Below are 23,326 nucleotides of genomic sequence, written 5' to 3' on the forward strand. Positions count from 1 at the left end.
ATTTAAACTAGCAAGCCAGATACTAAAAAGCCGCAAAAACTCAGTTCTTGCGGCTTTTTTAATTCTTAGCATTTAGACGTAGATAGCAATCTATCTATGTCACTACCTGTCTAGAATGGCAACTCAACCTGCATCATTAGGTCGGCGTCACGTGAGTCATGCCAACGATAATCAAAGCGCATACGCGGCTGCCCTTCTACTTTCTCGCCAAAACCGATACTGAGTTGAAGACCATGATTCATCAACCACTCTTCAGTCGACATATCATACTGCTCATCTTCAAGGTCTTCAGGAAACCACATACCCAAGCCAACATAGTTTGACTCAATGCTTTGTGTCAGCAATGGCGAGTCTTTACTTTGAAGTACCCAATCAGACCAATAGTCCGGTGTGCTTTCAGGTTCATCATCGCTCAGCCCACTGATTTCCATCATACGTTGGCCAAAAGACTCGATGCTGGTAGAGAAATCTAGACAGTTGTCACCTTCATCAGAAGTCAGCATGATCGAATCTAAGCTAAAAAAATCACACTCAGCATACGCAGGCATACTGCATGCTGCCATGATCAACGTCGCTGGTATCGCGCTCTTTAGCATAGTCCTCTGACCTCTTGATTAGTGAACTTACATTATCTGATACAGTCCACTATCTTGCAACATCTTTGTAACTGACTTTGTACTCAGTTTTGCAACATCGCTTCCACTTATCAGTGCATTACGTATGTCTGTGCTGCGAATTTTTACTTTTTCAGGGCAAGCCATTACAGACCACTGCTCGGTAATCTCATCTGATTTATAGAAAGATGAGAACTTAAAGAAGTTATCTGGGCCAATAACAAATGTCAGTTCAGCGTCACGATGTAACTTTTGAAGCTCACTGAGCACCGTATAAGTCGTGACGCTTTCACCTGGGATAAATAGGCTCTTTTCGATCAAAGAAAGCTCCACTTGATCCAGTGAAAGATCGCTAATAAATGCGTTAACTAACTGACATCTCGTATCAAAGTCTAGCATCTCTTTTCCCCAAGCATGGGCAATACTTGGAACGAGTAGAATTTTGTCAAAGTGAGCCAACGAATCAATCACACTTTTATGCCCTAAGCTCGGTGGATTAAACGCACTACCGAAAATGGCTATTTTTTCCATTATTAATTACTGCCTTCTCTTTCTAAGCTTGTGCAAAGAGGTTTTTAAATCGGATGATTTAGGTATGATAACACTAGATTTTTAATTTGCTTGCAGGAAAGGAATACGAATGGAACAGTTAATTCGTGACGAAATGCGCGTACTACCTTCAATTGACCCTCACTTCGAAGTGACTCGTCGTGTGGACTTTATCAAAACGAAACTTCAGCAGTCAGGCTGCAAGTCTCTGATCCTTGGTATCAGTGGCGGTGTGGATTCGACAACTTGTGGCCGTTTAGCACAAATGGCCGTTGATAGCCTAAATGAAAGCGCTGGTAGCAACGACTACCAATTCATCGCGGTTCGCCTGCCTTACGGTGAACAAAAAGATGAAGACGAAGCGCAACTTGCTCTTTCTTTCATTCAGCCTTCTCAATCTGTTTCTGTAAATATTAAAGCGGGTGTTGATGGGCTTCACGCTGCATCTCACGTTGCTTTAGAAGGCACAGGCTTGCTACCAACAGATTCAGCAAAAATCGACTTTGTGAAAGGCAATGTGAAAGCTCGCGCTCGCATGATCGCACAATACGAAATTGCAGGTTACGTTGGCGGTCTTGTAATCGGTACTGACCATTCAGCGGAAAACATCACGGGCTTCTACACTAAGCACGGTGACGGCGCATGTGATTTAGCACCTCTGTTCGGCCTGAACAAGCGTCAAGTTCGTGAACTAGCAGCAACACTGGGCGCTCCAGAGCTACTGGTTAAGAAAGTACCAACCGCTGATCTAGAAGAGCTTGACCCACAGAAAGCCGATGAAGCAGCATTGAACCTTTCTTACGATCAGATCGATGATTTCCTTGAAGGCAAAGCCGTTTCTCAAGACGTATCCGATCGCTTAGTGAGCATCTACAAAGCAACACAGCACAAGCGTCAACCAATCCCAACGATCTACGATTAATTAGTTTTTTGAATTAGTCTCAGAATCAAAAAGGCCGGAAGCTCATTCACAAACTTCCGGCCTTTTCTATTTAGTGCTTTTCCTTTTGACCGAACGCGTCGTTAATCAACAACTTCGATATCGGTTTGAGGCACACTGCAACACGCCAGTATCTGACCCATATTGCGTTCATGTTCTTGCAATGCAGGCACATCCGGTTGGTGAACTTGCCCAGACTCAAGGGTCACTTTACAAGCGCCACAGAAACCAGCACGGCAGCTTGAAGCGATAGACACACCGGCCGATTCAGCTTGCTCTAGCAGGGTTGACTGGTTATTACCTTCAAACAGGTAGCCGTTCACACTTAACTGCAGCTGCTTTACCGCCTCTTCCGTAGACTGAGTAACACCAAACGCTTCTTGATGATAATGCTGAGGATTAAGCCCCATTTGAATCAACAGTTTCTTAGCATTGTCCATAAAGCCATCAGGGCCACACACGAATGCTTGGCGTTTGTGTAGCTCTTCGATTTTAGCGACATGAGACACGCTCAAACGTCCTGATAAACCATCCCACTCTTTCGTTGGTTGGCTTAGCGAATAGATGACATTCAGCCCTGCATGTTCATTGGCAATTTGATCGATCTCCGCTTGATAAGGGATATCTTCTTCGCTGCTGCATTGATGATAGAAAACCACATCATCAATCTGAGCATGGTCGGCTAAATAACGAAGCATCGACAACATTGGCGTAATGCCGCTACCCGCAGACAAAAGCAGCAGTGGGTGCTTAGGGTTTTGTTCTAAATAGAAAGCGCCATCTGGATTTTGAGCAACAAGCGTGTCACCGACTTGGAAGTGATCATTGAGCCAGTTTGAGATTTGACCATCGTCCACTCGCTTTACAGAAATCGCTAAACGACCTGCGCGTGAAGGACTAGAAGATAGCGTGTAACGACGAGACACTTTTTCGCCATCAATCACCATCTCAATCGGTAAATGTTGCCCCGGCTGATAGCTTGGTAATGAATGGTTCTCTTTCGCTGGCTCTAGCCAAAACGTCGTGAAGTCGCGAGCGATCTCTTCACGCTCGACGCAAGTTAAGTGCAGTGACTCTACCCAAGTGTCTTCATAGTGTTCTTTCTCTTTGGTTTCAAGTACCTCAACCACATCACCCGCTTTCACCAGACCTTCATTTTTCGCCACAAGATTCTGACCAAAGAAAACGCCACCACGCTCGTTGGCTCTGAATGTAGAGAAGGTATTAAGAGGCTCTTTTGTCGCTCTGAATTCGCCGCTCTCAACATCAACTGTCGTTAGGATACAGCGCTCACAAGGCTTCACCGCTTCGAATTCAACTTCACCAATTCGGATACGCTTCCAACCGTCTTCGGCAAAGGCTTCTGTATTTGAAACAACAAAGTTAGTGCGGAACTGATCCATTGAATGAACTTCAGGGCTGCGGCGATTAAGCTCATCGAGAGAGGCTTGGCTGATCACCAACATTGGATAGCCATCAGCGAAACTGACATTCTGACCAAGCTTTTCTCGAATACGATTTGATTGCTCACCACAGAACAGCAGTTCTACGCGAACACCAAGTACATCGCTGAACCAATCATCCGCCTCGTCGTTGGTGGTATACGCTGTGAAGCTGTCTTTCCACACTGTTGCAGGCGCTTCTTGCATCTTGAAGTTTGCATATTTCAGGCGCAGCGGCTCTTTGCCTTCGTAAGTAAAAATCAAACCGTCTGGCTGCAAGCTTGAAGACACCTTGACCATTTTAGGGTACTTACGCGCCGTCACCATTGAGCCGTCAGCCAACGCCAACATAAAACGTCTGTCGAAGGTAAGACCCTGTTTTTCGACCCAAGCAGAAGAGAGTGCAATCCCACCCACTGATTTAACCGGAAACACGTTGATTTGAGATAAGGAAGGAGCTTGCTCTGAAGCCTTTCGATCTATAGGTGACTGCGACATAACGATTCCAATGTTTTGTTGTTTGTCCCAATGCTAACAAATGGTTATAAATAGATAAACTGGCAGGCATTAAACACTTGATACTAAGCTAATATCTTGAGATGTTTAAATCACTGCCTTGTATACATTAAGACAGCAATGCATTAACACTCTCCATACGTTCTATAATGTGAACACGGTTACCGCATTGAACTTTCATTGAATAAAAAGGATTTATCATGAACAAACTCGTCATTATCATTTTATGTGTACTGCTTCCGCCTGTTGGTGTGTTCTTCGCTCGTGGTGCAGGTAAAGATTTGCTGATTAACATCGTCCTGACCTTCTTCTTTTGGGTACCAGGAATGATCCACGGACTCTGGGTGGCGACTCGCTAACCCGTATCCAAAAATAAATACCGAATTAAAACGCTATAAAAACAAGCTCCTAGCCCTGAAGAGTTAAAAATAGGATGAAATGAAAGTGCTTTTCCACTATCATCCTGTCGCCTAAACGTAAGCGATTGCTTTCACAGATTTCGCCGAGTTTAGGCTCCAACTACATAACACTTCAAATGGTGGGAGCCTTCAATGACACAACTTACGATTACTCGTCCTGACGACTGGCACGTTCATCTACGCGATGGCGAAGTATTAAAAGATACAGTGCGCGATATCAGCCGCTACAATGGTCGAGCGTTAATCATGCCAAACACCATCCCACCGGTAACCGATACCGAAATGGCTTTAGCTTACCGTGAACGCATCATGGCAGAGCAGCCAAGCGAGCAATTCCAGCCTCTAATGGCACTTTACCTGACAGACAACACAACACCTGAAGAAATTCGCAAAGCGAAAGAGTCTGGTGCAGTAGTGGCAGCAAAGCTTTACCCAGCAGGCGCGACGACTAACTCTGATTCAGGTGTAACGTCAGCACAAAAGATTTACCACGTGTTAGAAGCAATGCAAGAAGTGGATATGTTGCTGCTGGTTCATGGTGAAGTAACCACTCACGATGTTGATATCTTCGACCGCGAGAAGCAGTTCCTAAACACAGTGCTAGCTCCGATTGTGAACGACTTCCCTAACCTAAAGATTGTTCTTGAGCACATCACAACCGCTGATGCAGCAAACTTCGTTAAGAACGCGAATGACAACGTAGCGGCAACCATCACCGCTCACCACCTGCTTTATAACCGTAACCACATGTTAGTTGGCGGCATTAAGCCACACTTCTACTGCCTTCCTATTCTGAAGCGCAACACTCACCAATTAGCGCTTATCGAAGCTGCAACAAGCGGCAGCAAGAAGTTCTTCTTGGGTACAGACTCTGCACCACACGCAAAAGGTGCAAAAGAGTCAGCATGTGGTTGTGCGGGTTCTTACACAGCGCACGCTGCCGTTGAACTGTACGCAGAAGTGTTCGACTTAGAAGGTAAGATTGAGAACCTAGAAGCGTTTGCAAGCCACAACGGCCCTGACTTCTACGGTATTCCACGTAACACGGACACCATCACTCTTGTTAAAGAAGAGTGGAACGTTGCTGAGACCATGCCTTTCGGTTCAGACATCGTTGTGCCAATCCGTGGCGGCGAGACGATTGCTTGGTCTGTAAAGTAAACGCTTAATCGGTAAATAAGCGCTTATATTGCAAAATAAGAGCGTGGTGTTAATTAAACACGACCCATTAGATTAAAAGGGGCACCAAAATGATTATGGTGCCCCTTTTTCGTTTAGGGGAAAGAGGAGTCTATTAAAATCAATAATGCGCGATTACTTACCGCGAATTTTTCCAATCACAGTCCAAACAGCAACGACGATCAGTCCAGCTAAGACACCAATAACACCGTTCAGTAGCGTTGGAACAACCGCTGTCGCTATCGTATGTCCACGAAAATCCATAATAATCGGCTCAATTAAGTGATGAATCGCAGGAACATTGTGAACCACAATGCCACCGCCAACCAAAAACATCGCCGCGGTGCCGACCACAGCAAGCGTCTTCATTAACTTGGGCGCAAACGCGACTAGCCCGTTACCCAATTGAGTTTTAATGGCACTATCGTTCGATGTTCGCTGCAGATAGAAGCCTAAATCATCTAACTTAACGATCCCTGCCACTAAGCCATAAACACCAATCGTCATCACAACCGCAATCAAACTCACGACAAGAACCTGAGTAAGGATGCTTGTACCTGTCACGGTGCCCAGTGCTATCACGATGATTTCCGCGGATAATATGAAATCGGTACGAATCGCGCCTGCGACCTTTCTCTTCTCATATTCCTCTATAGATTCACCAGTACTTGTGTCCTCTCCCTTTTCAGCCTCTTGATGAGCATGAGGAAAGAGCTTCTCTAAGATTTTCTCGGCACCTTCAAAACAAAGAAACAGACCACCAATTAAAAGCAAAGGCATGATCAGCCAAGGAATAAAGGCACTGATCAATAATGCCGCGGGAACCAAAATCAGCTTGTTTTTAAATGAGCCTTTGGCAACCGCCCATACCACTGGGATTTCTCGTTCAGCAGAAACACCGGATACCTGCTGAGCGTTCAGCGCTAAATCATCCCCCAACACACCAGCGGTTTTTTTCGCTGCGACCTTAGACATCAGTGCGACATCATCCAACACAGTTGCAATGTCATCCAGTAGCGTTAATAAACTTGCTCCAGCCATTTTATGGTCTCTTTTAAGGGATTAAACAATTGATAAAATGTAACACCATCAATCCACTCATCAAAGTTATGAGTCTGTAAAAAATAGAGTCACAAGTTGTGTTTTCTATTGCCGTCTCAGCTAGACAGGACTAGTCTGTCTTCATCTTTCGCGAACATAAAAGAAGAAGTATAGATGAAAAGTGAATACTCCTACCCAATCGGTGAGCCAGGACAAAAATGGCAAGAAGCAGAACGTCAAGCATGGTTCGCTCAAAGAACTGTTAAGCGTGAATACCAGCAAGAAGTTGTGCCAAAAATCCAAGCATTGGCAGACCGCTTTGACATCGAGCAATACGGCGCCCTGAGCTACAATGAAGCTCGCTTCCCGCTTTTTGCAATCAAAAGCAAAAACTGGGACGCATCAAAACCGACGATCCTTGTAACGGGTGGTGTTCACGGTTACGAAACCAGTGGTGTGCATGGCGCGATCAAATTCGCCGCAACTCAAGCAGAACAATACTCAGCGCACTTCAACATTGTTGTTGCACCTTGTGTGAGCCCTTGGGGTTACGAAGTCATCAACCGTTGGAACCCAAATGCTGTCGATCCAAACCGCTCTTTCTACGACGGTACGCCAGCAGAAGAATCAGCAAACCTACGTGCATTAGTCGCTTCTTTACCAGAAGTGTTGGTTCACGTTGATCTACATGAAACAACAGATTCTGATGAGACAGAATTCCGCCCTGCACTTGCTGCTCGTGATGGCATTGAGTACATCGAAGGTATGATCCCAGACGGTTTCTACACGGTTGGCGATACAGAAAATCCACAGCCTGAGTTCCAAGCGGCGGTAATTGCTTCAGTTGAAAAAGTAACGCACATTGCGCCAGCAGATGCAGACGGCAAGATCATTGGTTCTGAAGTTACCCAACATGGTGTGATTAACTACCCAATGAAGAAGCTTGGCTTATGTGGCGGTGTGACTGATTGTAAGTACGGTACAACCACAGAGGTGTACCCGGACAGCGACAAAGTGACAGACGAAGAGTGTAACGACGCTCAAGTTGCTGCGGTAGTCGGTGCTTTGGATTACGTAATTCAACACGAACTAAACGCGTAAGCTAATAGCTAGTACCCTAGAGTTAAGCCCTAAAACTAAAAAGAGCCACAAGTGACGATTCGCTTGTGGCTCTTTTTTTGCTCTTTCTCTTACCTGTCATTTCTTCTCAGGCATAAAAAAGCTCCCCTACACACGGTGCAAGAGAGCTTTGAAATAACGCTTCCTCTGGAATAAGTCGTTAATTACCTAATGACTTACTCAGCGGCTTAGCTACTTTATTTCGCTGTTTCGCTAACGCTTGTTTGTCCTTTATCTACTTCAGTGAGTAGACCTTTCAACAAGCTGAAACAACCAATCAGAAGAATGATAGTAAACGGCAGTGCAGCAATGATCGTGATCGATTGCAGTGCTTGGATAGATTGAGTACCACCAATCCACAACATCACCATTGCGATAGCACCTGAGATAACCGCCCAAACCACTTTCTGTTTAACAGGAACTTCAAGCTTACCACCCGCCGTCATGCCATCGATAACGATAGAACCTGAGTCTAAAGTTGTAACGAAGAATACGATGATCAGTGCTACAGCGATAACCGATAGAATGCTACCAAACGGGTAAGCATCTAGCATATAGAACAAGCTTAGAGATACGTCTGTGATGCCTTGGTCGAGGCCAAGTTGCCCTACATGACTGATCACTTGCTCGATAGCCACGCCACCAAAGATAGACATCCAAGCAGACGTTACCAGTGTTGGTATAATCAATACGCAAAGTAGGAATTCACGAACCGTACGGCCCTTAGAAATACGCGCTACGAACATACCGAAGAATGGTGCATACGCAACCCACCATGCCCAGTAGAATACAGTCCAGCCATGCAGCCATGTTGTGTCTTCACGGCCAGAGCTTTGGCTCAATGCAATGATGTTTTTCGCATAACCCGTCACAGCAGTCGCGACAGAATCAAGCACAGTTGTGAAGTTCAGAACAGCGATCAGACCAAGGAATACAAACGCAATAACCATGTTCAGGTTACTTAGGAATTTAACACCACCGTCCATACCACGTAGTACAGAGATGATCGCTAAGCCCATGATCAGAACGATGATAGATTGCTGAAGGAAGATGTTGTTGTCCAAGCCAAACACGTGGCTGATACCACTTGCTGCTTGTGTACCACCTAAGCCTAGTGAAGTCGCAAGACCAAACAGAGTAACCAGTACCGTTAGTACATCAATTACATCACCCGTTTTGCCCCATACTCGCTCACCCAAAATTGGGTAGAACACAGAACGCATTGATAGCGGTAAGCCTTTGTTGTAAACAAAATACGCAAGGCAAAGTGCCGTCATGCCATAGATAGCCCAAGCATGGAAACCCCAGTGGAATACGGTCGCACCGAGTGCCAGTTCACGGCCAGCTGCTGTGAACGGTTCTGCATCGAGTGGCGTTCCGAACCAGTTCGAGAAGAACGCGGTTGGCTCTGCAACACCCCAGAAAATAAGTCCAATACCCATACCTGCTGCGAATAACATCGCAATCCAAGATGACATTGAATAGTCCGCAGTCGCGTCTTCGCCACCTAAGCGAACTTTACCCAAAGGTGAGAATGCAAGAATAACGGCAAAAACTAACATGACGTTGGCTCCCCACATAAAGAGGAAGTCAAACTTTGATAAAACAGCACCCTTGATAGAATCAATCGCAGCTTTGGCATCTGCAGGAGGAAGAGCAAGAAGAGTGATGATGAAGAGAAGAGATAAGCCTACTGAGGCTACGAAGACTGTGTTATGGACATCCATGCCCCATTTACTGACGTTATCTTGACCAACTTGATAGTCAGTAGAATCAATACTGTATTTTTTTGATTTAAAACTCATAAATTATGATGTTCGCATATCCGAATCAACGAATATAAGGACGCTCTCCGTATCCAATTACTACTTGATTGGCTCGCCGAACCGCCTAAATAAAAGGCAATAAAAATCACAATAGTTAGTGATAAATGGACTTACTGGCTCAATCCCAAGGCGCACATTATAGCACAGCTCAAAGCATTTTGACTGAGTTTTAGCTCAATAGTCACACAAACCGCCGTTGATAGTGACAGTTAACCCAATAAAAACAGAATAAAATAAAAGAATAAAAACCTTCAAATACAACAATTTAAATTAAAATGACGCACCGTAAAATTACATCCAAACTTTTTTCAGATAATTTTAATAATCACCCAATTTACTTATAGCTCTAATAAAAAAGCCCCGCTATAGGGGCGGGGAAAGTTACCAAAGGTAAAAGAGAAATCAGTACTCAAATGTCAGTGCTGCGTCTCACAGATCAGCACTGCACATTTCAAAGACAGTTCGTTAGATTGCGAAGCAAAAACCGAGGTTATAGTCTTCACCATTTTTCGCCGTGAACTCTTTGTCTTCACTTGATGCATTCGGGCGGCCACTTTCATCGCCTTTTACTAAGCTCACCCAGTGACGGATGCCAGAAGAACGGCTCGCCTCAGTTTGACCAAACGTGGTGCACGTCTCTAATTGGATATCTTGAATATCAACCAACTCAAGGCGGCCAGTGCCTTTACGAGCGCCGATTGTCACTTCAACGTGTGTACCGCTTTCATCACGGAATAGGATTGCTGAAGGCTTAGATTTATCACCTGTGTAAGCCACAAAGTGTTTAGCGCGTTTCAGTCCAGTATGTTCACCATTTTTGAAGTAAACCTGAACATGTCGGTAATCGATCTCGTAGCTCACTACATCTTCATGTGAACCCGTCTCTAGAGGAAATAGAGTATCAAGCAACTGTTTCGCCATTTTTTGTTTTTCGAGTTGCTTGTCTGCTTTCACCATTTCGACGGCAAAGACAGCTTCAGCAATAAATGTTGAATGGTTTCTGTGAAGTTCTGTTTTGTCTAGTGTCAGCATATTCATAGTCTATCCCTCGTACGGCTTTAAATTTCATTTAGGTCAAACATCCCAATAGACCCTTTTCAAAATTGTTCTTTACTGTGTGGTTTCCATGTTTTTCATACTACTGTTATTTTTGAAACAATTTCACAACAAAAATTACACAGTGTGAATTTTACTAAATTGCTTTTTTACACAAACCGGCATTTCGAGCCCCCAGCCCTTTATTTAACTGGGTTGAGGGTTCCGTAGAAACGCATTTACGTGTTGTTTGAATTTGTGTAATAACCCACCCCAACCAACTTGTTATCGATAACTCGATAGTAAGTGTGCTTAGTTTCCACTTTGCTCGACAGCGGATTTAACCATCGATAGGTGTAAACTCCACGACCATTTTCTTTGGCTAGATTTAACATCTCAGTGAGAATTGGCTTATCGTCAGGACTTAGAATTTCGTTGTGTGAACGTCCCACAAGCTCAGGAGACACGCCATGTGCGAGCAGCTTTCCTGAACTCATATCCATCACAAACACATACAAGTCCCCTTCTACAAAGCGGCCTTCGGTATCATTAAACTCAGTAATGCTGTCTTGCTCAGACTCTACTATTGCGGTCATGGCTCTCGCCAATAATCGCTTAGCTTCTGCAGCACTGGAACGTTCTGGGTAATACCCCACCGCCACGATTACATCGCCGACACGCTCGAAGAAAGTGGTTTTAGGTTCGCCCATTCGGTCAGTAGGATTAGTCCAGTGGTACTTCACCTGACCAAAGCCGTTGTGTACCGCTTTGGTGATCATTTCACGAAAAAAAGGATTGCCGTAAACGTCTTGGGTATCCAAAACGCTGTCGCCCACCAGCACCATGGAAGAGCCGCCACTAGCAAGGAATTGGCCATCAATACCAAGAGCAAACACATAGAGCTCACCGTCTATATATTCGGCGTCACTCATGAAGTCTTTCACGCTGTCATCACCTTCTTTTTGAACGTGCACCACCGCTTTCGCCAACAAGGTTTTGGCTCTCCTTTCAGCGTCACTGACCACATGTGGCTCAGAAATGTCGAGCACATTGACTGGCTTAATCTCTTTCTCGACTTCTGAATGCTCGGCACGCAATCCAATGCCGCTAACCACAGCAAACAAGGCGCAGCCAATAAGGATTATTCTGGATAGATTCATCGTTGTGTCTCCTAATAGCCGACTAAGGAAGGTAGCCAAAGCGTGATTTGTGGGAAGAAAGCGATAACGAAAACGCCTACGACAGATGCAAGTACAAAGGGATGGATCTTCGCGGTGATCTGCTCGACCGTAGAGCCACCGATCCCCGAGGCGACAAAGATATTTTCACCGAGCGGTGGTGTGGCAAAACCTATCGAGAGCGTACACACCACCACGATACCAACATGGGTAGGATCGGCGCCCAACATGTACATGATTGGCAGTAGCACTGGCACAATGATCATGATCGCCGCCAAGGTTTCCATGAACATGCCGATGAACAGCAGCAAGGTAATCGTTAGTGCCCACACCATGTACATGTTGTCGGTAAAACTAAGTAGCGATTCCGCCACAACAACTGGGATTTTTTGTTCTATCAACAGGCGTCCGAACACAGTGGCAGCAAAGAGGATTAACAATACGCGTCCGGTGATCCATGTGGTGGTCGACAAAGATTTCATCACGCTTTTGAACGACAATTCTCGGTGAATAAACACACCCACGAACAGCGAGTAAAAGATAGCTACGACCGCAGACTCTGTTGGTGTGAACATGCCACTGTAGATACCACCAAGAATCAAAAATGGCGCTAATATCGACCATAAACCGCGACGCAAGTAATGCCTTACATCACCAAACGACCATGTTTCGGTAAGCCCTTTATAGCCTTCACGCTTAGCTATGAAATAGTTAGTGACCACCAGCGTCGACGCCATAATGAAACCCGGCACAACCCCAGCAACAAACAGTTTTGGAATAGACAAAGAAGCAAACTGTCCATGCTGAGCAATGGCTTCTGGCGGTGCCATTAAGCCCATCGCAGAAATGCCAAAGATAACCAAAGGAATGGACGGCGGAATGATGATGCCCAAGCCACCTGATGCGGCTGTTACTGCCGATGCGTAGCTCTTATCGTAGTCACGCTTAACCATCGCGGGCACCATCAACATGCCTACCGCTGCGGTTGTTGCAGGGCCTGAACCTGAGATAGCACCAAAGAAAAGACACGCCATTACCGTTGCCGCGCCAAGGCCACCCGTTACGGGCCCGGCCAAGCTTTCGGCGATATCCACCAGACGTTTGGAGATCCCCGCCGCCTCCATTAATGCGCCAGCAAGAACAAAGGCTGGCAGCGCCATTAATGGGAAGTTACCCACCGAGGTAAACGCTATTTGTACTAAAGCGATGGGATTTTTGTCGAGCAACATATAGGCCGCCATTGAAGCGCCGGCCAGTGAAACTGTGATTGGTGCACCTAGAATTAACAGGGTTAAGAAGCCACCAAATAAAATTAGAGTTAAATAGGATTCCATTATTACATCTCTCTATTACGACTATTCTCTGTGATGACTACTGCGCTGACTTTTGTGCCGTCATTTTTCGCAGCTCTTTGACTTCTGGATCTTCGTTGGTTGCGCCTTTGAATAAACGCTCGTAGTTGTTCCAGATAATTCGAATCATCATTAGGGAAAACGCGATAGGTAAAATCATGTAGAAATACTTCATCGGGATGCCTGTGGTTTGAGATTTCCAAAACAGGTTCATTTTGTTAAACACGAAGTCGTAACTGAGGTAAACAAAGTAACCGTTGAAGCAGAGCCATAAGAAGTCAGCGATGGCTTCGCTAACGGTTTGCACGATTGGCGGAAAGAATTTGAAGTGAAAGCTCACTCGGTTATGAGCCGACATTTTGGCCGCTACAACCGCTCCCAAGTAAGCAAACCAAACGAACATGTAAGTGGCTACTTCATCACCCCAAGGTATGGAGTAATCAAAGAACTGACGAGTAATGATTTGTGTGAACAGCAATAGGACAAAGCTTGCGAGCAGCAGACAACAGGTATATTCCTCAATGTTGTTTAGGTGCTTTTTTATTGTTTTAGCGACTGACATATAACCTCCAATGTTGATTTCCACATGACAACCAGTCGCTCACGGTCCTAAAAAGATCAGGTACAGAACAGATCAACGAGTAAAGCCATGTAAATGCCCTATCTCGCTGTTCTATCGCTAGGTGATTAAGTAGCGGAGAACAGCAGATAGGGCGAATCTAATCGTTACTTTCTACCTAGTAACTCAAGAACGTCGTCTAGCTTGTCTTTGCCCCCAATGCTTGAGTAGAACTTAGGCCAAACTGACTTAGTCACCTTGCTGATCCACTCTTGCTCGTTATCTGCTGGATCGGTGAAGACCATGCCTTTTGCTTGTAGCTCTTCACGGATTTTGTTTTCCGTATTTTCTAGATAAGCAAAACTGTGCTCTGTCGCTTCCTGACCCGCTTCAAGAATGATCTTTTGCATCTCTGGAGTCTGTTGTTGGAAGACCGTTTCACTGACGATTAGCGGCTCAAGCGAGAAGATGTAGCGAATGTTGGTCACGTACTTTTGTACTTCATTGAACTTCATCGCATGCACAGTGATGTAAGGGTTATCTTGACCATCAACCACGCCTTGTTGCAGGCCGGTAAAGGTCTCAGACCATGCCATTGGCGTTGGGTTTACACCCCATGCTTGGTAAGAAGCAATCATGATTTCGTTACGAGGAACACGAATCACTAGCCCTTTAAGATCTTCTGGCGAAGCGACTGGCTTTTTCGAGTTAGTCAAAACCCTAAAGCCTGAATAAGCCCAACCAACGATGCGAACGCCAGCATCACGAATCGTGTTATCGACGAGGTCTTGGCCGACTTGGCCTTGAGTCAGTAGAACCGCTTCTTCTGCGCTTTGAATCACGTAAGGCATGGTCAATAGACCAACAGTTGGAGAGAAAGGGGTTACGTTGTTGATCGCCAGTACAGAGAAGTCGAGAAGACCGATTGCCGCATCGTTGACGGTATCTTGCTCATTGCCTAATTGACCATTCGGGAACAAATCGATTTTCACTTTACCATCTGTTTTTTGCTCCATCAGTTCAGAAAACGATGTCGCCAATTCCCACTGCGTGCCACCAGCAGCATCGCCGATAGCCATTTTAAAATTCGCTGCTGCCGCGGTATGAGATAGCACCGCTGTTGCTACAATGGTGACACCAGCAATAATTTTATTTTTAATAAATTTCATAGTCTTAACCTTTCCTATCGTACAGACTTCCTGCCTGTACTTTGCTCACAAGGTGACCTGGTACAACTTTCCCGGTCGTAGTTCTATTTCCCTATTTTGGAAACAATGTTCGAGTCGCGATTACAGCTTTTCATCCTTTAACGAATACCACTGATAAAGGAACCGCTGCCCCATTCTGCGAAACGGTGCAAACATCTCTGATTCCACCACTTCCCTCACGTTGGGGAACGGAAGTTTTGATTCAAATATTGGCAAGTCCAACTTGTGGCCTTCACCTGCGATCCACTGAGCGAGGCGCTTACCTGCTTGAGCGGAATACATCACGCCATTACCGCCATAACCCAGCGCGTAGAAGATGGATTGCTTTGGATTTGGCTGATAGATTCTCGGCATCATGTCGTGGCTAACATCCACCCAGCCCCACCATGAATAGTCGATTTTGATTTGATCGAGAGACGGGAATTTTCGAGTTAAATCCGCTCTCAACATGTCTTCATATTTCTTTTCAGGTGCGTTCTTGCCACTGATGGCACTGCGCGTCCCAATCTGGACTCGGTTATCCGGTAGCAGACGGTAGTAATGGCGCAGGATTCGGGTATCCGTAATCACCTGATTGGTTTTGAAGTTACACGTGGCGATTTCGTCTTGAGTTAGCGGACGCGTCACCATCGAATTAGACAGTACCGGCAACAAGCGATTCTTAAGCTCTGAATGCAAACCTTGGCTAGTGTATCCACCGGTACAAACCCCAACAGAACGAGCCTTCACAACACCGCCGGGCGTTTTTAGGTAATGCACACCGTTGCGTGTTTCCCACCCCATTACAGGGCTTGCTGGGTGAACTTTTACACCGAGTGCTCTCGCCTTTCTTAGATAGCCAAACGCAAGTTTCCCTGCATGAATACCAATCCCTTCTGGCTCATGCATTGCGCCTGCCGCTTCTTGGTCACCAACGTAATCTCGCTTTACGGTTTCCGCATCTAAGATCTGCGCATCGTAATCGAACGTCTCACGCAGCAACTTGGCTTCTTTCTCTAGTGTTGCCATCACTTTTGGACGGTGAGCGACGTATAAGTGACCACCCGGCTGCGGGTCACAATCAATGTCTTTGATTAAAGACTTAAAGGTGTTCATGCCATCTACGCATTCTCGGTGCATTTTCAGCGCGGTTTCTAGTCCCCAGCGTTCAATCCACTGAGAGCGTTTTAAGCGTCCTGACGCACACTGAGCCTGACCACCATTTCGGGTACTGCAGCCCCAACTCATACGGTTAGCTTCAATCACAGTCGCTTTAATACCGTACATTTCAGCAAGGTGTATCGCGGTACTTAGGCCTGTGTAACCTGAACCGATTATCGCCACATCAACATCCATATCCGATGTAATTGGACCATCATCTTCAGGTGGCGCGCCTGCCGTATCTACCCAATACGTTGGTGCGTATTCCTTACCGTGACCTGGGATCTTGTCTTTAAGTGGATCGTATTTTGGATCGTATTTGTCTTTTGCTTGGGTACTTTCTTTTGCTTGGGTGCTTTTCACCTTTGGCGGCACATCGGCTGCCGGTTGTTCCATTACTAAACTCATAATTCGACTCTCCTAGTCATAACACGTGAACGGGTTGCGATTTCGTGTCTAGCTCTTGGGAGTATTGCTGGGAGTTAAAAGAGGTCGTGTTTTACGGAAGGCATTTTTTACGCTGATTTTTCCATCTTTCAGGGTAAACACATCAACCATACGAGCTTCGATGACGCTGCCATCCGGGTTCGTCGCAGAAAACGTTGATTCACTCACAGCACGGTCACCGCATACAAAGTGGACAGGGTCGCTCCAAGCCGCATCTGGAAAGTTCTGCCAAACCAATTCAAAGCTATTTCGAACCGCTTCGTACCCTTCGATAGTGTTTCCAAGCAAGCCTTCTCCTGCCACCGTGTGGAATACACAGTCTTCTGTAATGAAAGACATGAGTGCTTCAATATCATGGTTATTCCACGCCTCACTGAAAGACTGTAAAAAGGCGGTATCGACTTGGTTTTCCAGCACGAATGTCGCCGCATTGGTTTGCATATTCATATTCCAGAATCCTTTATGTTTTCGTTATTGGTTTAAATTTCAGTAGCTTTGCGCCACTTTTTTATTAGAGTGTTAAAACTAGATCTGTGAAAATTTAACAACTTGATAACAAGGCTCATCACTCTAACTTCGAGTTAGGTTATAAACAATCTCTAAGCTCACAGATTTCATCTTTTTATAAATTAATTAGTGTTCTAATTTTATTTATCTCGTAATCACTAGATTTATATGAGCTCTAAATAAAATCAGTAGAAATATTAGACTTTAGTCGAAATCAAAATCTTGATGGTACTTTCGGCCATACTGCTCAAGCTGGCGATCATGAGTATTAACTTGTAATTCGATATTACCCTCACCTTTATTCATTGCTTGATTGCTATCTACATGGGCTTCATTTTTTAAATCAGTCAGTGTCTCTTCAATATATTCTGTCGGTTCATTTAAAACATTCATGGAGATTAATTCCTTTATCAGGTTTACTTTCGCTGATGGAAGAATATGAACGGACACTAGACCGTTTGAATATTCTTTCTCATCGTACAAAGGCTGAATGGCATCATTGCCACCTTCCTTAAATGGGTGAATGGAATACCACTTATCTTTTCGTTGCTCTTGCTGATCACAATCAGCCACATTGAATATCTGAGTCTTATTGAAGTCACATGGTGAGTTAAAAACACTAACCTTATGATAATCAATGGCTTTAATAATATTGATACAGTCTTTACTTTGGCTATGACATACAGACCACAGCGCATTAATCAGGTTATCTGTCCACTCAAGTAAACGTGTTGGAAACCCCTGTTTCTTGGCTAAACACATCAATAACCAGTCATTTATGTCGTGTGAGCTCAGCGAGTGACCACCGTAAACTCTCACAGTTGAAAGCAACTCTTGTTCGACACGGCGTATGTTCTTACGATTGGAACGGCCTAAACTTGGCATTAGATTATTATTTTCATAATCACACACGTTATACATCAAACCACGTTGGTCACTGCATTCATTCATTAATGAATCAATTATCTTATACAGTTCTTCGAGCGTGCTGATATAACGTTTATTGTTCATACTTGGTTCCAACCACTCGACAATATAAATAACTAAATTAAAATTTATTCGTTAAAAACTGACATGTAATGAAATACACATACTAAAGTCTAAGAACTCTATCGACTTATCGATAATTACTATTTAAAAGTTACTCATAATAATTATTAATAAGTCTCTATTACTGAAACCGCGCACCTATTCATCTTGGTTATTTCATTAGGGCTCTAATATTTAGAGCGAAATAATAGAAATATATGACCCAATACTTAGATATCAGTACTATTAAGAATCTTTGAAAACAACTCGGTCGTTGAGTCATTCTGTTTGATCATCCAATTTGAAATTAATGGCTAGTGTTAGAGCTTAATTTGTTTGCCCGACCACATTCTCGATAACTCTTTATCTAGCATTCACGAGACTGTTTTGGTCGGGCAAACTTCCTATGACTTATACGTAGTCTTTGTACTTATCTAGGAAACGAACCGGTGTTGATAGTGCATCTCGGCGGAACGGGTCACCCAATTCCTGAGTACACATGATTTCAATGATGGTTGTTTTGCCTTCGTTCATCTGCATGTCGATGGCTTTTTGCAGGGTTGGACCTACATCTTCTAGCTTATCAACCGTGATACCTTCAGCGCCCATCGCTCTTGCGATTTCAGCAAAGCTTTGGTTTTCAAGTTCACCAGCAACAAAGCGTCGGTTGTAGAAGTCGACTTGGTTCTTCTTCTCAGCACCCCATTGACGGTTGTGGAATACCACGGCTGTCACTGGAATGTTATGGCGAACACATGTCATGGTTTCCATCAAGCTCATGCCCCACGCACCATCGCCAGCATAAGAGATAGCTGGACGATGAGGTGCTGCTGCTTTCGCACCAATGATGGTTGGGAACGCGTAACCACAGTTACCGAAACTCATTGCCGCAAAGAAGCTGCGTGGTTTTTCAAAACGTAAGTAGCTGTTTGCCACTGAGTTGATGTTACCGATATCCGTTGAGACCATTACATCTTCTGGCATCGCTTTTTCTAGCTCACGCAGTACTTGGCGTGGGTGCAGGTATTCACCACCAGAGAACGGAGTCTCGTGCGAGTTTTCTTCAATCATATCCAAGCTGAACGAATCACGTTCGTGCGTCCACTCATCAAGCTCTTTTTCCCACAACGCTTTTTCTGTTGCTACTGTGTCTTGGCGAGCGCCTTTGTTGTCATCACATAACAGTGCGCGACCTTCTAGTCTTTCAGCTAATGCCACTGCCGCTGCTTTTGCATCGCCACAGATACCAACAGAGATCTTCTTCACGAGGCCAAGCATCTTGTTGTCTGCATCGATCTGAATGATTTTCGCGTCTTTCGGCCAGTAATCCATACCATGTTGAGGCAAGGTACCGAATGGACCAAGACGTGTACCCAAAGCGATAACCACATCCGCTTGAGCCATCAACTTCATTGCTGCTTTCGAACCTTGGTAGCCTAAAGGACCACACCATAAAGGGTGACTAGCAGGGAAAGAGTCATTGTGTAGGTAGCTGTTTACTACCGGTGCGCCTAGTCGTTCTGCCAATGCCGCACACTCTTGAACTGCATCAGCCATTACTACGCCACCACCAGAGATGATGACTGGGAATTTCGCTTCAGCAATCAAGTCTGCCGCTTCATTCAGAGATTTCTCACCACCCGGACCACGGTCTAAACGCGCTGGTTTAGGGATCTCGGTTTGAGTTTCGCCGTAGAAATAGTCACGTGGGATGTTCAGTTGAGTCGGACCCATTTCGCTCATTGCGCGGTCAAAGCATCGGCCCGTGTATTCCGCCATACGGTCTGGGTGGGTTACGTGTCCTTGATACTTAGTAAACTCTTGGAACATTGGAAGTTGGTTACACTCTTGGAAACCACCTAAGCCCATTGTTTTAGTACCGGTCTCTGGCGTCACAATCACGACCGGGCTGTGTGCCCAGAATGCCGCTGCAATCGCAGTTACACAGTTACTAATACCCGGACCATTCTGCCCGATAACCACGCCATGGCGACCAGATACACGAGAGTAACCATCTGCCATGTGAGCAGCACCTTGCTCGTGTACCACTGGGACCAATCGAATGCCAGCAGGAGCAAAGATATCCATTGCGTCCATAAATGCTGACCCCATGATGCCGAACATGTCGGTAACATCATTAGCAACCATAGTTTCAACGAACGCTTCTGATGGTGTCATTGTTACTGTGCCGGAAACAACCGTACGTTTTTCTTGCTCACTCATTCTTCCATTCTCCTTGAGTTAACCAAAATTTCATTTTTCGGAATGAATTGTCTCTTTTTCGAATTCATTTTCACCTTAGTAGTAGATTTTTTGTGCGTCAACTTTTTATATTAAATTGGAACAATTCATTCTAATTAATAAAACTAGATCACATTATTGATAGTTTTTCGTACAAAAAGTGCCGTTAACTTAACTGGAGCTGTTAATAATCGATGATATATCGCGATAGCAGCGACAAGTGATGAGCTATATAGAGGAAAATATGATGAAAGAGGCGGAATTGGTACCAACGCAGCCGGTAAGCGTGAGAGAACGCTTTGGCATCGACAGTAACCTAACCGTGATGGCATTTGAACATCCGGGTGAATATGTGCCAAAAATCGATCCTAATTACTGTTTTGACCCCGAAGTGACGCTGGCTATATTGGCGGGGTTCACCTCCAATCGTCGCACATTGATACAAGGCACGCACGGAACGGGCAAGTCTTCTCACATTGAGCAAATTGCCGCGAGATTGAATTGGCCGTGTTTGAGGATCAACCTAGACGGACACCTGAGTCGATTGGATTTCATAGGTAAAGACAGCATCGTCATTAAAGACGGAATGCAGGTGACTGAGTTTAAAGAAGGCATTCTTCCGCAAAGCATTCAACAACCCATCGCACTGGTATTAGATGAGTACGACGCTGGTCGCCCTGATGTGATGTTTGTGATTCAGCAGCTATTAGAGCAAGACGGAAAATACACCTCTTTAGAACAAAACCGAGTGATCACGCCTCACCCTTCTTTCCGCCTGTTTGCTACCTGCAACACACTTGGCTTGGGTAACTTTTCAGGTTTGTATTCGGGTACTCAAGTGCTTAACCACAGTCAGTTAGATAGATGGAACATCATCGCTACGCTCAACTATTTAGACCCACAACATGAAACCAAGATCGTGTTATCCAAACTTCCAGAGCTGAATAATGAAAGTGGCCAGCAGTTAGTAGAGAAAATGATCGCCACCGCAGGATTAACGCGTAACGGGTTTCGGGCTGGCGACCTTTCGACTGTGATGTCTCCACGAACAGTGCTCACTTGGGCTGAAAACATCCAAATATTCGACGATGTAGCGACGGCATTTAGGCTTTCATTCTTAAATCGCTGCGAAGACGAAGAGAAAGAACTGGTTAGCGAATACTATTTCCGTTGCTTTGGTGAAGCCTTGGAAGCACATACTCAAAACTATTCGCACTCGGAGTCGTAAACCATGGCCAATGTTTCTTCTCAGCAGAAAAAGATCCTCGATATTGGTGTGTCTGTCGCCAGAGCAATCAGTGGTGAACTCGATCTGAACTATCGGGGAGAACGACTCTATAAAGGCAATAAGCCCTGTTATTACCAGTCTGCTCACACCAACGATCTCACCTTTGTATCTCGTCATGAGCTGAAAAACAGCAAGCTATCGATGCAGGGCAAGATCGATTCATCGGCACTGCGATTATTGCTTTCTGACGCTGACCTCCATTATTCATTGCGCCCTCAAAAAGAAATAGAACGTCTGCTTTACGACTTCTGCGAACAGGTGCGAATTGAATCGCAAGTTCCATCTTATCTAAAAGGCGTGACCACCAGCATTCAGTTCAACTTTGCGTATTGGAGCGACCAATATCATCAAAATGGCTTTACCGAATCACGAATAGGCATGTTGCTGTTTACACTAATGCAAGTCATCCACACCCGCTTAACTGGCGTTCCGATGTCTGAGCCTATCGCTGAGACCATTGAATCGACTCGCGCCGGCATCGTGCCTACTTTTGGGCATAGCCTGAAGCTCTTGAAGCAACATAGAACCGACCAACAGCAGTTTGCTCACTGCGCCAATGAGTTAGCAGCCCTTGCACAAGAGTTAATCATCCAGGAACAAGAAAGTGATAGCTCGCCCACACCAACCGTTGAAGAAGACATCAAGATCCTTGCTCAGCTTGCCTTGATTGTTGATGGTGACATTCAAGATCAAGAAGTCGATACCGACATCACAGGCAGTAGCAAGGTATTCGAGCTGTCGGGCGCCAATTATCAGGTCTTTAATTCAGAATTTGATCAAGTCATCGCGGCAGACAAACTCGTCAGGCGTGCCCTATTACTCGAACTGAGACAAAAGCTCACCGATGACATCATGGCGAGACAAGTAAACACTCGCCGTTTAGCCGCTATGCTTACTAGCTTTGTAGCCACACCACAGAGGAACCGACGTCAGGACCATTTAGAAGAAGGCATTGTTAATGCCACTACCATCACCAAGCTTGTCACATCGCCATTGGATCGCACTGTCTTTTATCAGCCTGACATCGGTACATCTCATCAATGTGCCATCACATTTTTGATGGACTGCTCAGGCTCAATGCAAAAGCACAGTCACAAGCTAAGCCTACTGATGGATACCATTCTCAAATCCGTTGGACTGGCCAACATCCCTTTCGAGATTATTGGCTTTACGACCAATAACTGGAACGGTGGCAAAGTTTATCGGCAGTGGCTTAAACAGAGCCAACCGAAACACCCAGGCCGCTTAAACGAAGTTCGTCATATTGTATTCAAAGATTTTGATACGCATTGGAGACGCTCTCGCCTTGGCATTGCGAGTCTTCGTAAAGCCGACATCTTTAAAGAAGGGATTGATGGCGAAGCGGTTCAGTTCGCTAGCCATCGATTGCAGCAGCACACCGCCCTGCGAAAGGTTTTGATTGTGTTCTCAGACGGCTGCCCAATGGATACCGCGACCAGCACCGCCAACGATCAGTTCTATTTGGATAACCACCTCAAACAAGTGATTGAACGTGAGTCGACCAAAAACGGGATTGAGATTCATGGCGTGGGGATGGGAGTGGATTTGAGCCCATATTACCGCAACAACATTACCTTGGACGTACAAGAGAGCTGCTTGTTCGGGCTATGTAGGAACATCTTTGAGATGCTAAAGCGCTGACGTGTCAGTGAGGAGGGTGTCATCAAGCATTAAAC

General features: G+C 45.2%; 20 protein-coding genes. 6 read left to right on the top strand and 14 right to left on the bottom strand.

Features of this window, described 5'->3' with window-relative positions; all coding sequences use genetic code 11:
* Positions 1 to 110: 110 nt before the first annotated feature.
* On the bottom strand, positions 111 to 596 hold the full coding sequence (locus tag MSG34_RS01615) for a hypothetical protein (protein WP_248336096.1): 486 nt from the start codon (positions 594 to 596) through the stop codon (positions 111 to 113).
* Between the two features lie 27 nt (positions 597 to 623).
* Positions 624 to 1,145, bottom strand: coding sequence for a nicotinate-nicotinamide nucleotide adenylyltransferase (locus MSG34_RS01620; protein WP_248336097.1), 522 nt, complete (start codon positions 1,143 to 1,145; stop codon positions 624 to 626).
* Positions 1,146 to 1,254: 109 nt separating this feature from the next.
* Here MSG34_RS01620 and nadE point away from each other — a divergent pair, with 109 nt between their 5' ends.
* Positions 1,255 to 2,085, top strand: a complete 831-nt coding sequence (nadE, locus tag MSG34_RS01625; protein WP_048610691.1) for an ammonia-dependent NAD(+) synthetase — start codon at positions 1,255 to 1,257, stop codon at positions 2,083 to 2,085.
* A gap of 101 nt (positions 2,086 to 2,186) precedes the next feature.
* Here the strand turns inward: nadE and MSG34_RS01630 are convergent, their stop codons facing one another.
* Positions 2,187 to 4,043: a hybrid-cluster NAD(P)-dependent oxidoreductase gene (locus tag MSG34_RS01630; protein ID WP_248336098.1), complete on the bottom strand. Its 1,857-nt coding sequence runs from the start codon at positions 4,041 to 4,043 to the stop codon at positions 2,187 to 2,189.
* A 218-nt stretch (positions 4,044 to 4,261) separates the two neighbouring features.
* Here MSG34_RS01630 and MSG34_RS01635 point away from each other — a divergent pair, with 218 nt between their 5' ends.
* A complete protein-coding gene (locus tag MSG34_RS01635; protein ID WP_008215717.1) occupies positions 4,262 to 4,420 on the top strand; it encodes a YqaE/Pmp3 family membrane protein in 159 nt (52 codons plus the stop codon).
* A 192-nt stretch (positions 4,421 to 4,612) separates the two neighbouring features.
* The gene (gene pyrC / locus MSG34_RS01640) at positions 4,613 to 5,641 is read left to right on the top strand and encodes a dihydroorotase (protein ID WP_248336099.1); all 1,029 of its coding nucleotides are present in this window, start codon (positions 4,613 to 4,615) and stop codon (positions 5,639 to 5,641) included.
* A gap of 153 nt (positions 5,642 to 5,794) precedes the next feature.
* Here pyrC and MSG34_RS01645 read toward each other — a convergent pair whose 3' ends face one another.
* Positions 5,795 to 6,700, bottom strand: coding sequence for a DUF808 domain-containing protein (locus tag MSG34_RS01645; protein WP_248336100.1), 906 nt, complete (start codon positions 6,698 to 6,700; stop codon positions 5,795 to 5,797).
* A gap of 174 nt (positions 6,701 to 6,874) precedes the next feature.
* Here MSG34_RS01645 and MSG34_RS01650 point away from each other — a divergent pair, with 174 nt between their 5' ends.
* Positions 6,875 to 7,801, top strand: a complete 927-nt coding sequence (locus MSG34_RS01650; RefSeq protein ID WP_248336101.1) for a M14 family metallocarboxypeptidase — start codon at positions 6,875 to 6,877, stop codon at positions 7,799 to 7,801.
* 215 nt (positions 7,802 to 8,016) lie between these two features.
* On the opposite strand, the gene MSG34_RS01655 is transcribed toward MSG34_RS01650, so the two are convergent.
* The 10 genes from MSG34_RS01655 to xsc form a co-directional block, all read right to left on the bottom strand.
* Positions 8,017 to 9,624, bottom strand: coding sequence for a BCCT family transporter (locus MSG34_RS01655; protein WP_248336102.1), 1,608 nt, complete (start codon positions 9,622 to 9,624; stop codon positions 8,017 to 8,019).
* Positions 9,625 to 10,110: 486 nt separating this feature from the next.
* Positions 10,111 to 10,683, bottom strand: coding sequence for a malate synthase (locus MSG34_RS01660; RefSeq protein ID WP_017064292.1), 573 nt, complete (start codon positions 10,681 to 10,683; stop codon positions 10,111 to 10,113).
* Between the two features lie 236 nt (positions 10,684 to 10,919).
* Positions 10,920 to 11,840: a cache domain-containing protein gene (locus MSG34_RS01665; RefSeq protein ID WP_050620489.1), complete on the bottom strand. Its 921-nt coding sequence runs from the start codon at positions 11,838 to 11,840 to the stop codon at positions 10,920 to 10,922.
* A gap of 11 nt (positions 11,841 to 11,851) precedes the next feature.
* The gene (locus tag MSG34_RS01670) at positions 11,852 to 13,192 is read right to left on the bottom strand and encodes a TRAP transporter large permease (protein ID WP_017064290.1); all 1,341 of its coding nucleotides are present in this window, start codon (positions 13,190 to 13,192) and stop codon (positions 11,852 to 11,854) included.
* 37 nt (positions 13,193 to 13,229) lie between these two features.
* Positions 13,230 to 13,772: a TRAP transporter small permease gene (locus tag MSG34_RS01675; protein ID WP_248336103.1), complete on the bottom strand. Its 543-nt coding sequence runs from the start codon at positions 13,770 to 13,772 to the stop codon at positions 13,230 to 13,232.
* Positions 13,773 to 13,936: 164 nt separating this feature from the next.
* Positions 13,937 to 14,938 carry a TRAP transporter substrate-binding protein gene (locus MSG34_RS01680; RefSeq protein WP_050620488.1) on the bottom strand — a complete coding sequence of 334 codons (1,002 nt, stop codon included), beginning with the start codon at positions 14,936 to 14,938 and terminating at the stop codon, positions 13,937 to 13,939.
* A 120-nt stretch (positions 14,939 to 15,058) separates the two neighbouring features.
* Entirely contained in the window at positions 15,059 to 16,525 is a 1,467-nt protein-coding gene (locus tag MSG34_RS01685; protein WP_248336104.1) for an FAD-binding oxidoreductase, read from the bottom strand.
* 48 nt (positions 16,526 to 16,573) lie between these two features.
* A complete protein-coding gene (locus tag MSG34_RS01690; RefSeq protein WP_248336105.1) occupies positions 16,574 to 17,011 on the bottom strand; it encodes a nuclear transport factor 2 family protein in 438 nt (145 codons plus the stop codon).
* 264 nt (positions 17,012 to 17,275) lie between these two features.
* Complete coding sequence (locus tag MSG34_RS01695) at positions 17,276 to 18,082, bottom strand: FRG domain-containing protein (protein WP_248336106.1); 807 nt, start codon at positions 18,080 to 18,082, stop codon at positions 17,276 to 17,278.
* Between the two features lie 429 nt (positions 18,083 to 18,511).
* On the bottom strand, positions 18,512 to 20,323 hold the full coding sequence (gene xsc, locus MSG34_RS01700) for a sulfoacetaldehyde acetyltransferase (RefSeq protein ID WP_102349957.1): 1,812 nt from the start codon (positions 20,321 to 20,323) through the stop codon (positions 18,512 to 18,514).
* Positions 20,324 to 20,585: 262 nt separating this feature from the next.
* On the opposite strand from xsc, the gene MSG34_RS01705 reads away from it, so the two are divergent.
* Together MSG34_RS01705 and MSG34_RS01710 are read left to right on the top strand one after the other, a co-directional pair.
* Entirely contained in the window at positions 20,586 to 21,569 is a 984-nt protein-coding gene (locus MSG34_RS01705) for a MoxR family ATPase (protein WP_248336107.1), read from the top strand.
* A 3-nt stretch (positions 21,570 to 21,572) separates the two neighbouring features.
* Complete coding sequence (locus MSG34_RS01710) at positions 21,573 to 23,291, top strand: cobalamin biosynthesis protein CobT (protein WP_248336108.1); 1,719 nt, start codon at positions 21,573 to 21,575, stop codon at positions 23,289 to 23,291.
* Positions 23,292 to 23,326: the final 35 nt, after the last annotated feature.

The sequence above is a fragment of the Vibrio sp. 1CM2L genome (genome assembly GCF_023161695.1).
Classification (GTDB): Bacteria; Pseudomonadota; Gammaproteobacteria; order Enterobacterales; family Vibrionaceae; genus Vibrio; species Vibrio coralliirubri.

What these genes read in the sequence shown, in the direction of transcription:
- MSG34_RS01615 (WP_248336096.1), bottom strand. Translation starts at nt 596, where the DNA reads ATGCTAAAGAGCGCGATACCAGCGACGTTGATCATGGCAGCATGCAGT.
- MSG34_RS01620 (WP_248336097.1), bottom strand. Translation starts at nt 1,145, where the DNA reads ATGGAAAAAATAGCCATTTTCGGTAGTGCGTTTAATCCACCGAGCTTA.
- nadE (WP_048610691.1), top strand. Translation starts at nt 1,255, where the DNA reads ATGGAACAGTTAATTCGTGACGAAATGCGCGTACTACCTTCAATTGAC.
- MSG34_RS01630 (WP_248336098.1), bottom strand. Translation starts at nt 4,043, where the DNA reads ATGTCGCAGTCACCTATAGATCGAAAGGCTTCAGAGCAAGCTCCTTCC.
- MSG34_RS01635 (WP_008215717.1), top strand. Translation starts at nt 4,262, where the DNA reads ATGAACAAACTCGTCATTATCATTTTATGTGTACTGCTTCCGCCTGTT.
- pyrC (WP_248336099.1), top strand. Translation starts at nt 4,613, where the DNA reads ATGACACAACTTACGATTACTCGTCCTGACGACTGGCACGTTCATCTA.
- MSG34_RS01645 (WP_248336100.1), bottom strand. Translation starts at nt 6,700, where the DNA reads ATGGCTGGAGCAAGTTTATTAACGCTACTGGATGACATTGCAACTGTG.
- MSG34_RS01650 (WP_248336101.1), top strand. Translation starts at nt 6,875, where the DNA reads ATGAAAAGTGAATACTCCTACCCAATCGGTGAGCCAGGACAAAAATGG.
- MSG34_RS01655 (WP_248336102.1), bottom strand. Translation starts at nt 9,624, where the DNA reads ATGAGTTTTAAATCAAAAAAATACAGTATTGATTCTACTGACTATCAA.
- MSG34_RS01660 (WP_017064292.1), bottom strand. Translation starts at nt 10,683, where the DNA reads ATGAATATGCTGACACTAGACAAAACAGAACTTCACAGAAACCATTCA.
- MSG34_RS01665 (WP_050620489.1), bottom strand. Translation starts at nt 11,840, where the DNA reads ATGAATCTATCCAGAATAATCCTTATTGGCTGCGCCTTGTTTGCTGTG.
- MSG34_RS01670 (WP_017064290.1), bottom strand. Translation starts at nt 13,192, where the DNA reads ATGGAATCCTATTTAACTCTAATTTTATTTGGTGGCTTCTTAACCCTG.
- MSG34_RS01675 (WP_248336103.1), bottom strand. Translation starts at nt 13,772, where the DNA reads ATGTCAGTCGCTAAAACAATAAAAAAGCACCTAAACAACATTGAGGAA.
- MSG34_RS01680 (WP_050620488.1), bottom strand. Translation starts at nt 14,938, where the DNA reads ATGAAATTTATTAAAAATAAAATTATTGCTGGTGTCACCATTGTAGCA.
- MSG34_RS01685 (WP_248336104.1), bottom strand. Translation starts at nt 16,525, where the DNA reads ATGAGTTTAGTAATGGAACAACCGGCAGCCGATGTGCCGCCAAAGGTG.
- MSG34_RS01690 (WP_248336105.1), bottom strand. Translation starts at nt 17,011, where the DNA reads ATGAATATGCAAACCAATGCGGCGACATTCGTGCTGGAAAACCAAGTC.
- MSG34_RS01695 (WP_248336106.1), bottom strand. Translation starts at nt 18,082, where the DNA reads ATGAACAATAAACGTTATATCAGCACGCTCGAAGAACTGTATAAGATA.
- xsc (WP_102349957.1), bottom strand. Translation starts at nt 20,323, where the DNA reads ATGAGTGAGCAAGAAAAACGTACGGTTGTTTCCGGCACAGTAACAATG.
- MSG34_RS01705 (WP_248336107.1), top strand. Translation starts at nt 20,586, where the DNA reads ATGATGAAAGAGGCGGAATTGGTACCAACGCAGCCGGTAAGCGTGAGA.
- MSG34_RS01710 (WP_248336108.1), top strand. Translation starts at nt 21,573, where the DNA reads ATGGCCAATGTTTCTTCTCAGCAGAAAAAGATCCTCGATATTGGTGTG.